The 2,159-nt window shown below is 51.9% G+C and carries 2 protein-coding genes; both read right to left on the bottom strand.

The window, feature by feature from the left end:
• Positions 1-285 precede the first annotated feature (285 nt).
• Positions 286-462: a 50S ribosomal protein L32 gene (gene rpmF / locus LKK83_RS10035; protein ID WP_324630954.1), complete on the bottom strand. Its 177-nt coding sequence runs from the start codon at positions 460-462 to the stop codon at positions 286-288.
• A gap of 215 nt (positions 463-677) precedes the next feature.
• The gene (locus tag LKK83_RS10030) at positions 678-1,526 is read right to left on the bottom strand and encodes an Npun_R2479 family HD domain-containing metalloprotein (protein WP_324630953.1); all 849 of its coding nucleotides are present in this window, start codon (positions 1,524-1,526) and stop codon (positions 678-680) included.
• Positions 1,527-2,159: the final 633 nt, after the last annotated feature.

Raw genomic sequence — 2,159 nt, 5'->3', positions numbered from 1 at the left:
AGACATTGTTGCGTCTGTTCTGATTGCTCGTAACGTTGGCTTCGCTAATGTTCAGAGTCGGTACTTTCCAAATCGCACGGTCTTAACCCCTTAGGAGTGTTTAACGATTTGGTTCTAGAGCCTGGAACTAGCACGCATCCCAGGGTAGGAACGTTAACTCTTGCTCTGAACGTAGCCAGTTAAGGCTTAAGCTGGTCAGCTATCCTGTTGCAGGAGGGCACGAAGCCCCCGTGCTTCAGCCGGGGGTGCTGACTCTCCTGCGCTGTTCCCCGAACCCCAGTGGGTTTACGCTTCTTCCTCTTCCTCTTCGTCGGGAGGATAGAAGAAGCCCTTCGAGCGTCCCGTCAAAACGGACTTCCCTAGAGAAAGCGCTTTCTCAGCTTCCAGGGCTGCCTTGCGCTTCCAAACTGCTTTGCGCTGATTGCGCTTGGTTTTCGAGGTTCTTTTCTTTGGAACCGCCATGAGTGTAATCCCTTAAGTGATTGACAACCTTACCATTTTAAGACAAAATCTCAGATCTGGCTCAAACGCCCAACGAGTATTTTGCCCCAAACGCGGCTGAGACGAGGGTCACAAATCCGCACAGATGCCACCCTCGGCAAATCTCCCCCACGATGCTGGGGGAAAACAGGGGGTGGGTTTTGACCGGCGATATACAACCGGCGGAGAGGATCGGGTTATTCGGGAGACTCGGGTTGGTGCGTATCGTGTTCGATGACAAAAACGTTCGCGTAGAGGTTAGCGATGATTTGCTGGCCTTGTTGCGTCAGTCCTAAGTAGTGTAGGGCATCTTTGATGTAGGGATAGACGCTATTCCAATAAACCTTGGGATAGTTGGCGCGCAAATCCCCGGGATTGCTGTAGCCGAGTTTTTTATTCATGCCAATTTCTTCAAATTCATAGAACAGGGCGCTAACTTTTTTCAAGTAGCGCGGATCGCTGAGTTGTCCGATTAAAGAAGCCGCACGAACTAAACCCGGAAAGTTGTTGGTATCTTGGCGATCGGCGGCAACGGGCATGGGGAAGCGAGTCAGTTCGATATTGTGTTTAATCAGTTCGGCATCAATGAGTTTGTGACCGCCAAATCGCTCTTCGACAAAGAGTTTGCCCCGATCGACGCGGTAAGGGGTCAGGCTGGCTGCAGTTGCTCCGGGATCCAATGTCACGGTTTCGCCATTTTGCCCTGTGGCATAAATACCCGGTCTATCTTGCTTGCAGACTCCTTTCACGTAGCCGATGTCATGGCAGACTAGCGAAATGATGAAGTGCAACCAATCTTCGCAAGAAACTCCCCCATCGCGGATGTGTTTGCCGCGCATAATTTCTTGCCCCACTAAGGTGACGTTGATGGTGTGTTCCACATTATGGTAAAGCGCATCGGTGTTGGCGAGGTTTTCCAGGGCCATGTGTCCCGCCCAGCCAATGATATCTGCATAGTCGGGTTTCAGCCCGCCGTAGGTTCGATGGTAGCCTTGTTTGAGCTGTTTTACGAAGTCATCTATTAAAATTTCAGTGGAATTGAACATATCCAGTTCTCCCGTGATGGTTTGAGTGCCGACACCCTGAATAGTGCGTGAAGCCCGACGGCCCACACTGACTTATCATCTCAATAGTAAGGAGTGAATGGTGCAAGTATTTTGAGCTGCCTCAAACTGCAAGCTCCCTGGTGGACTCTGGCGGGTTGGGCATTGACGATCGCGGTTTGGCGGGGGGTAGGGGGTGGAGGGGGTGGAAAAATCGGATGCATTTTGACCGAGGGTCTGGGTTTTGCGCGATTTGGCAGCGATCGGGAATCTGAGAAGAGGAGGCGATGGGGATTTGGATTCAAGGGATGCGACCCCCTTGCTCTTGCCCGTCACGAACCGCTACAGACTCCAGAAAAGATAAGAGGGCGCAGATCGCGGCGGCTTCTATACATGAGCGGTTTCATTGCTGTGAAACGCCTGTGATTGAGGGTTGGGGGGCACATTTTTCTCACATAGGGACAGCCGAGGGGGCGATCGCTCCGGTTCATCGAAAATTAGGGGTTGGCAAGGGGGGCGAATGGAAACCCCTGTCATTTATGTATGGGGAGGAATTCGCCCCCCCCCTTACATAAACAGCACTCCCACAGGACTTCCTTTTTTTAGAAAGTACAAGGCTCCATTTCCCGGTGTACG

Origin of the sequence: Phormidium sp. CCY1219, from assembly GCF_035615515.1 — a bacterium.
Lineage (GTDB): Bacteria > Cyanobacteriota > Cyanobacteriia > Cyanobacteriales > Laspinemataceae > CCY1219.
The sequence above is the reverse complement of the archived record's forward strand: the minus strand, read 5'-3'. Positions and strand labels throughout refer to the sequence as shown.

Coding starts and splice junctions, on each gene's coding strand:
- rpmF (WP_324630954.1), bottom strand. CDS start 462: ATGGCGGTTCCAAAGAAAAGAACCTCGAAAACCAAGCGCAATCAGCGC.
- LKK83_RS10030 (WP_324630953.1), bottom strand. CDS start 1,526: ATGTTCAATTCCACTGAAATTTTAATAGATGACTTCGTAAAACAGCTC.